Below are 8,908 nucleotides of genomic sequence, written 5' to 3'. Positions count from 1 at the left end.
CACTTTGATCGCTTGTAAGAATATTAAAGCCAGCATCCTGAACATCACAATAATCAAATGTATGCCCCATAACGCCAGTTAGTCGAACAGACCAAACTTTGAACTTCATGAAAATTACACTCCGGAAGTCTATAAAGAACATATTCCGGAAATCAATTCCTACATTAGCGACATTGTTTCCATACAGTACAAGATTGTACAATCCGCCTCCCTGACGATATTCATTAGTGTTATAGGGGTCCAAACAACGAATTCCATAAGTACCTCCTTCATTCCATAGTGCTGTCCCGGGGCCCGTCCCATAAATCTGAACACCTGGCATATATTCTATTCCATTATGCTTAATATTACCAGTTGGTAGCATAACCGGAATTCTTTCGTTATAAGCTGCTTTAATTGCTTCATTTAAATTCGTAGTATTAACGACTGCTGTGTTTGATGCTTTCACATTATATTCAGTATAGGCATCTATAAATCTATGTCTCGATTTTGCGCTGTTGGCAAGCATGAAATTTTTAACAGAATCTAAGCTCGGAGCAAGTTTTACGACTTTGCCTTTATAGAACTTAAGCTCACCTTTTACTCTTGAATATCCAAATCCAGTATACGTAGAATCAAGATTATAAATGTATTCAGCTGACGCTCCCTTAAGTCCTACCAACAGATTTGGCGTTGTTCCTGATGGTCTATACCGATAAAGATGAAGCCCGTTTGTGCCAAGAAGATTGAAATTACCTACTACCTTAAGCATCGTCCATTCAGTCCCAAACTCTGTATTAGGGATCATTCCAAATGCGCAAGCCGCCGCAGGAAATGCATTTTTATTAGCGTCTAGATATTGTCCGTCTGTTTCCCCTGAATATGGCATGATTATTTCCTGCCATATAGTTTCTGTTGGATTAATAAATGAATCTAAAACTGTTCTAGCGGGTTCAATCATTTCTTTTACTGCGTCCAATTTAATATCTGGAACTAATCGAGATTTAAAAAATTGCGTTTTTAAAGGAACTGATGTTGAACCTTTATATCTGGAATATATATATTGCTGCGCAGTCTTATCAATAACATGGGTGAACTCCGCATTATTTCCTCCTACTTTTATGTTCCGGTCAGTTCCGCCATTGTTATAATTCCATTCGCTGAATCTGTTTCAGGAACCTGAGCCGCTGAAGTAGACAAATACGCTCCGCTTGTCTCACCAGCTAAAGGCATTGAAATTTCTAATTCCTCTGTTTTTTGCGCATTAACAAATGAATCTAAGACCTGAATGGTTTTATCCCATCTGCTGGCAGCCGCCTTCATTGTTGACGGATTGATGTCATTGTTTGGATCAAAAACCGTTTGTGCAACGTTAATTGGTTTTAATGATAAAACTTTTTGTGAAACTCCGTTTTTAACCCAAATCTGAACGAAGTTATTTTTTAAGTCCGGATCTGTCGTAACTACTAACGCAGTGTTACTAGCGTCTTTGAAATTTACATAAGTTCCAGCAGTTTTAACATCCCATTTTTCATAAAGATCAGCATCTCCCGGAGCCCACGGAGTTGGCGAGCTTAATGGAGTAGCTTCTCCTTTAGAATCAGTTACGATAGCCGACTTTAAAGCGGCATAATCTGTTTTTACTAATTTACCTTCGGAATTAGCAGCGAGTAAATCATGCGGATTATTATTATAATCTAATTCTTTTGTGTTTTTTATAATTATTAAATCCGGATTAATTGGTTCTCCCATTTTATTAAGTTTTTATTACTGTGTTATCATCATCACCTAAAATTTCCCCATCATTGTCACCAAGTAAATAAACCTTGTCTGTCGATTCTTCTGGCTTTCCATATCCTAATAGCGTGGCATTAAAAGAAATAAACTCACCAGCCGTATCTGAATCTGAAATAGCGGTAATATGCGCCCTTCCGGAATCAACATACCATCCTGACAATGTTTTTCGCATCCACTCTATCAGCACCCGGTTACGTTTGTATGATCTTAATTCACGATAAGAAATTATATTATTACCGCTGTCCAGATCATCCTTGATCATTATTCCATTTAATTCAATTGAATAGCTTTGATTTGTTGGCAGGTTAGTATTCCAGCCTGCATTATCACGAGTAGTTGTTTTTATGGTTTCTGATTCTTCAGAAACAGGACTTGAAATCAGGCATGCGACTGGAACCCAAGTGTTGTTTTTTTTGATGTAAAAAAGGTTTTCCTCTCCTCTGATCTGATCCATTATACCTCCTTTTCTCTAATATAGTGAAAATTGTTCAAACAATTGTCACTTTTGTTTCATTTTCATAGTTGTTTTTTATGTCTACATAAAATTCAGAATCGTCTAAAAAATCTGAAGAATATTCCCTACTGGAAAGCTGAACTATATTAGATGAACATATGTAAGAATATTTCATAGGTAAATATTTGCCTTGAATATTATTAAATGACAACATGCTTAAAAAAGGTAAATACCCCATCACATCACCATCAAAAATACCCATAGGTCTAGGCGCAATTCTCAAATTGTCCTCGGTATTGATCTCTAATAATTCTTTAGATTCTACTTTTCCAGTTCTATACCATTTAGAGGTTGGAATTTCATCAGGTTTATAAATGGTTCCAACAAATAAATCCGACTGACTATCCCCATTGTATACGGTTATATTTGGCTTTGTTACTGTAGATTTTTTCCTAGTCCTTTGTGCTGTGTAAACCCTTCCTTTTATATCACCTTCATTAGTACCCGACAATGATATACTAAAAACTTTAAAACGTCCACCACCTAACCTATGTACATCTCGATAAATGATAATGTTTAATTTACCACTTGTTGGAGCCTTAATCGAAGCTTCTAATACCGCCTCACCCTTTCCAGTGTATCTATGGTAAGGAGGGTCATAAATTCCATTGGAATTATTAACAAAAATAGAACCTCCGGCAGTGGACCAACTGCCATCTTCATTCAACCATTGATTGCCTACAGCGACGGAATATCTTATGCCGACAGAGTTTTCATTATCATTTGAATATCTAATCAGGAGTTTAAATACCGCTCCCTGACTAATATCAATATCTTGCGCCAGCCTGAGTAATGTTGGATATTCGCCTTCAAACCAATTGGTTTGAGAATCTACACCAGAACCGTTGGGATTTCGTACCACACGGCCATCTAAATTATCAACAACCCATCCTGGAATATCAAGACCAGAACCTTCTATTTTCAACTCTGGATTTTTCAAAATAGATTTTGCACCTCCATACTCATACAATATTCTATAAACTTGAACACTTGGAGAAATGCTTTTCTTTTGATTTCCCTCACAATGGAATCGTGGAGCACCTTCTATTTGGCTGCCAACTACCACGTTTGGGAAATAAGAATTTACTTCTGAGAAAATTCCATCGACGTATTTATAAAAAATCATTATTTCTGAAACGTCTACACTGCGATAAATTACCCAATTTCCAGACATTTGAATAATTGAACAATTGAAAATCTGTAAAATTGACTTTAACACACTTTCGCAATCCATAGGTTCTTCAGGGTTCTGAAAATATCTTTCGGTATTAAAAAATATATAATCAAAAATACTATTATAACCTAAAAAGCCCTCATAATAAACATCACAGTTTATTAATATAGGAAGATTCTGACCTGTTTTTATTAGACAATTATAAATTATATCAATCCCTGAATAATTCCCGGTGAACCTGTTGCCATTTTTATTCGTAAAAGCCATATTTTTCAACGTCGATAGTCCATCATAAGCGTCGATCGATAATACCCATTTATCATACACATAGTCTTCAAATATCCCGTCAGGTTTTATAAATCCGGAAAAAATAATGCGATTGTTCCTCTTTAAAACTGCCTTATACTCATATTCATCTTCAGAATATAATTCAGTTAAATTAAAGTCTAAACTTGATTCTAATTCAATCTGTAAATTGCTCGCTGTTATAGGTTCAAAATGATCATTTTTTTCTTGGTAATTGTGTTTTATAGTTCCCTGGATAGGAATTGTAACACCGTTATAACCGGCCTTATGAATTTCACAAACAATCAAATTGCCATTCAAATCAGTTTGTTCAATTTTATATTTGATCTTATAAACTATATCTACAGGATCAACATCATCAGTAGAATTGATAACTTTAAGATTGACGGGTATCGAAATGGTGTTATCTGCATAAGGCGAATTTCCTTCAATTGTATAGTTGTACAGTCCTACATCTAATGTAGAGTTAAGTTCAATTGTTACTTTTGAGCCGACATCTGGTATATTGGGAATTTTTGTCTTTGTTAATAAAAATACACTATCAGTTGTTAGTTCAATTTCATCTTCATCTGGTATTACAGGGTTCACTTCTAAGAATATTAATCTTACTATAAACTCTGTATCACCGGATAAAATCTCGTTTGCTATATTGTAAGTTAGCGAAATAGTATTTGGCTGGTAGTATATTTTAACTGGCATTTAATCTATTATTTTTTTGATTTTCTCTATTTAAAACTCCTACTAAATCACTTCCGGATATCCTAAAAATAACTTCATTATTTGAAGAACCGCCCGAAGTATAATTTGATGAATAGGTGTTACCAGAATAATTAGCCCCAGTAGATGTTGAGACTGATCCTGATGAACCGCCCGAACCCATTGATGAGCCTATCTTACTAACACTACCCTTTACTACAGATCCTAAAGCAATTAATGCTGCTCCTGCAGCTAATGCAACGTATGGATTTAAAGATTTTAAAGCCGTCGTAATTGCTAATAATCCTACACCCGCTGCAATAGCTTGCTTTCCTAATTCTATTAAAATTGATCCTACTGATGAAAGAAGAGACATTCCGAGAGCTTCAACAACATTCCCGCCTGCTGCTATTGTATTTCCTAATGCGCCCATTGCATTTGAAACACCATTTATTACTTCTTGGTTTAATAAATTTGAAGCATCAGAGTTAAAACGTTCTGTAAGCTTGGTTAATTCTTGCGCTTTTATTTTTGAACTATCAATTCCAAAGCCTATTGTTTTAGGTAATGACAAAAAAGAATCACCAATAGTATTAATACTTGATGACACATCAGTGCTCATCTGCCGTAGAGTTGTTGAAATTGAACTATTGAAATTTTGTACTTTTCCAATTGATACAGCTAATGAATTAATATTATTTGTAATTTTTTCAAAAGGATTAGTATTTCCGGTGAAATCAAAATCAATATCTGATGCAGATTTTTTTAAACCTTCGATTTCATTGGCGAATGTTTCTCTAAATATTTTAAAATCAGCTGTTACTTGCGGAGGCTTTACCTCTAATAAAGATATTTGAGCTAACAGTTGTTCTAGTTGATTTTTTGCATCCTGCAAACTTAGCGTTTCGCCTGTAAAAAATGGCTGTCCCTTTTTGTCTGTTTCTTTGCCAAATTTATCTAAACCTCTTACTTTAACAATGTCATTAACTGATGTGTATATTGCCTTTTTTAATAAATCAGCCCGTTGTTGTAACTCCGCTATAGATCCCTTAGGAAATATTTCAGACAATTGTTTTTCAGTTTCTTTTTTTACTTTCGTAAGACCAGGTAGAAAATTATTTGCTGCAGGGACATCAAGATTTTCAACATCTTGCGATCCTCTTTTCAGCATATCAAGTAAAGGCTTGTTTTCTAGATTAGCGGCTTTTAATTCGGATGTAAATGAGTTAAGTAGACTTTTAGCAGCTCTCTTTGCTGCTTCTTTTATTTCAGCATCACTTTGTAAAGCGGAATTTGCAAATGGGTTCGCGATACCTCCTAATAATTTTTCCGAAGTAGTTAAGGCGTTTTCATAATCTTTAATAAAGCCTTTTATTGCTTCTGAATTGTTAGTTTTTTGTATTTGATATAAAGCTGTGAATTTTTTCCTTACTTCCAGTTCTCTTTTAAGAGCTGCTTCCGACCTTGTGTCCAGTTCTTTCTGTGCGGCACGTGCTAAGGAAGCGTTTAAAATAGCGGCTCTTAATTCTTTATATTGCCCGGCTGCCTGACCTGCTTTAATTGCTTCGTCAGTTAGATTTGCAAAATAATACGGATATTCCTTTTGAATCTGATCTACAGCAGCATTTCTTTCTTCTAAGGCTATTGTATGGTCCTGAGTTTTCTTGTACAGGGCATCTAAATTGGAAATCTCCACTCTTGCGTTTGCTCTTGCCGCGTCTAAAGATTCATTCCATCTTTCAGTGCGGTCCGCTGCTGTTTCAACAGATGATTTATAAATAGCAAATGCGGAAACTAATGATAATATTGCCGCTCCGGCCGCTAGATAAGGATTAGTAAGCATCGCAGTGTTAAATGCAACAACAGCTGTTCGTACTGCGACAAAGCCATTAACTAATGTTGGCAATAAAGCTAAAATACCACCTATTCCTAACAATACAGGCCCCGTAGCTGCTGCTAATCCAGCAAATATCAATACGAGTTCCTGAACTGGTTTACTTAGCCCCTCGAATTTAGAAATAGCTTTATCTATTAAATCAGTAAGCTTATTTATTATACCTGAAATATCGAAATTCTTATCTATCAACTCCCCAATTCTTGCGAGGCTTTGTTGCATTGAATCTTTTAAATTCTCAAATGCATTTTTAACTCCACCAGAAACTCTAGGTAATTTTCCAAGACCGTCAATGATCACTTCCATTACCTGCTGAGAGCTAATTTTTAATTTTTGAAGATCTTCTGTTCTTGATGTACCAAAAGCAGCCTTTAATAAGGTAGATACCTGGGGAAGGGCATCCTTAATAATATTCAAATCTTCACCTAGTGGAAAGTCGGTGTTTGCTAACTGCTGGACACCGTAAATGGCCCTTTCAAATTCAACCCTCCCTTTTCCTACAGTGGCAATAGCGTTTCCAAACTCTTTTAAAATCTTCTCTGCATTTCCAGCAGAATATCCAATTGCCTGAAGTCCGACAGATCCTTTGGCAGCTTCTTTAAGTCCTAACCCCGGCAATTTGGCAATTTCTTTTAAGTCCTCCATTTCCTTAGCGGCATATGAGGCAGAACCTGCAACAGATTCAATTCCAAGCTCTAAAGCCTGTAGTTCTCCATATGCTTTTATCGCTGCCGCTCCTAAGCCTACAATTGGCAATGTTAATGAAACAGTTAATTTTTGCCCTAAGCTTGATAATGCCTCCCCTGCTTCGCCAATTCTTTGTACCTGGCTTGCAAAATTAGAGATCATCCCCTGTGCTCTTGCTAAATCCCGCCCCAATCCGGACGGGTCAGCACCTATCGATATTTGTAAATCATCCGCCATTTACCGCTTGTTTTATCGCCTTCATTAATAACTCCTTCCCTCTTTCGGTAATACCCCTTGGCTTTGGCTTTGAACCATTTTCGCCAATTGGCATAAACTTTTCTATCGGCAATTTCTTCGGATTAATTACCCCTAAACCTACTAATACATTATAAGATATTTCGCGCGTGTGTAACCATTGCCTACTATCATGATCATTTGTTTTTCTAACATATCCCAAGCTTCGTAATTGAAACTCCCTCCATGTCATATCTAAAACATAATCTAAGGAGGGACAATTAAGCTCAGTTAACGCATATGAAATAACGTCGCGATCAAAGTTTATTTCTTTTCCACTTTCTTCTGTGGAACTTTCTTTCCCTCTTCATTCGGTATATGAGTTCTGATTGATTCAGCAAACGCTGAATTAAAATTAATGATAGTTTCATGTTGGATGCCTAAATCATCTACCCAGTCATAAACATCTGATAATTTATAATCAATTTCTAAACCTTCAATCTTATCATTATAAGAAATTGAGTGAAATAGCATCTTTGGTAAGATGAATAAGGTTTCAGTCTCAAATTTTTTTAAAAAATCAATAATTGATATGTTTTCAGATTTTGTAAGTTGCTCCAAAAAGCCTAAACCAAGTTTAGCGACCCTTTCTTTTCCCCCAATATTAATTTTAATCTTCCTCATAATTAAACGTGTAAATCTGTATTAGAAATTTCTCCACTTCCATCAATGGTTCCTGAAAAAGTAATCTCTCCTTCAACCGGTGCAGTTCTTGATAAGTTACTTAAAAAACCTTTTCCAAATTTAGTTTCTTTAGTATCATCAGCTAACGTCGTTTCAATTTTCCAAAAAATGTGTTTATTATTTTTATAAGCATCCATCATAATTGTTGAAACAGCGTCATGACTAGCTTTTAATCCGTCAGCCTCCATCGCAACAGCTTCAAAATTAATCTGATAGTTATAGCCATTGTAAGTTTTGTCTGGTGACAAATTACATTTTGTCTTTGTTCCATCATTTAATTCTACTGTTTCATTCAAGTCATTTGTTGTAAGGCAGCCTATTGGAAAGTAATTTGCTGCTACTGTTGTTCCTTCTGCATTTTTAATAGGGCCGTAAATGAACAGTAATTCATTTGACCCAAGTAATGTTTGATTACCTGCCATCTTCTGTAAGTTTTAATGAATATTTAATTATTTTTCTAAAAATCGTTTCAGTTGAAGTTGATTGATTTAAATCAAGCGGATAGGACTTGTTATAATATTGAACAATGAAATTTTCAACTGTTATTTTTTCAGTTCTTTTTAAAATTTCCTCAATAATATCATCCAAAAAAGCCCTACTTCCAACATTTCCGGCATACCTGGTGATAACATCAATATTAATATCACGCATCTTGTCAAGCGAACATTTGTTATTACGCTGATCTGATCCACTTTGAGTGGATAAAATGATCATTGCCGTGTCTTTGTTGGGGGTCATAGCGTCGTATAGTTTAACGGGTATTCCGTTCACTATCATGTTTGAAAGAGTATCTTTGAAATACTTTCTTAACCACTTATCAGGATTCTTCATCATAATTCCAGCCTCATTACCTCTAATATAGTGAAATAAAATCAATTAAGGA

At 35.4% G+C, this 8,908-nt stretch carries 8 protein-coding genes; all 8 read right to left on the bottom strand.

Translation table 11 applies throughout. The features are described 5' to 3' along the window. On the bottom strand, positions 1 to 868 hold an 868-nt coding region (locus AOB46_RS18760; protein ID WP_131724422.1), incomplete at its 3' end, for a hypothetical protein. A 230-nt stretch (positions 869 to 1,098) separates the two neighbouring features. Further along, the gene (locus tag AOB46_RS18755; protein WP_062702236.1) at positions 1,099 to 1,731 is read right to left on the bottom strand and encodes a hypothetical protein; all 633 of its coding nucleotides are present in this window, start codon (positions 1,729 to 1,731) and stop codon (positions 1,099 to 1,101) included. A 4-nt stretch (positions 1,732 to 1,735) separates the two neighbouring features. Beyond that, positions 1,736 to 2,230, bottom strand: a complete 495-nt coding sequence (locus AOB46_RS18750; RefSeq protein ID WP_062702234.1) for a phage tail tube protein — start codon at positions 2,228 to 2,230, stop codon at positions 1,736 to 1,738. A gap of 34 nt (positions 2,231 to 2,264) precedes the next feature. Beyond that, entirely contained in the window at positions 2,265 to 4,469 is a 2,205-nt protein-coding gene (locus AOB46_RS18745; protein ID WP_062702232.1) for a hypothetical protein, read from the bottom strand. Further along, on the bottom strand, positions 4,459 to 7,284 hold the full coding sequence (locus tag AOB46_RS18740) for a tape measure protein (RefSeq protein ID WP_062702230.1): 2,826 nt from the start codon (positions 7,282 to 7,284) through the stop codon (positions 4,459 to 4,461). The genes AOB46_RS18745 and AOB46_RS18740 overlap by 11 nt, the downstream gene beginning before the upstream one ends. 321 nt (positions 7,285 to 7,605) lie before the next feature. Beyond that, positions 7,606 to 7,965, bottom strand: a complete 360-nt coding sequence (locus tag AOB46_RS18730; protein WP_062702226.1) for a hypothetical protein — start codon at positions 7,963 to 7,965, stop codon at positions 7,606 to 7,608. 2 nt (positions 7,966 to 7,967) lie between these two features. Beyond that, a complete protein-coding gene (locus AOB46_RS18725) occupies positions 7,968 to 8,447 on the bottom strand; it encodes a phage tail tube protein (RefSeq protein WP_062702224.1) in 480 nt (159 codons plus the stop codon). Beyond that, the gene (locus AOB46_RS18720; RefSeq protein WP_131724421.1) at positions 8,437 to 8,859 is read right to left on the bottom strand and encodes a hypothetical protein; all 423 of its coding nucleotides are present in this window, start codon (positions 8,857 to 8,859) and stop codon (positions 8,437 to 8,439) included. The genes AOB46_RS18725 and AOB46_RS18720 overlap by 11 nt, the downstream gene beginning before the upstream one ends. Positions 8,860 to 8,908: the final 49 nt, after the last annotated feature.

The sequence above is a fragment of the Chryseobacterium indologenes genome (assembly GCF_001295265.1).
Classification (GTDB): Bacteria; Bacteroidota; Bacteroidia; order Flavobacteriales; family Weeksellaceae; genus Chryseobacterium; species Chryseobacterium indologenes_A.
The sequence above is the reverse complement of the archived record's forward strand: the minus strand, read 5'-3'. Positions and strand labels throughout refer to the sequence as shown.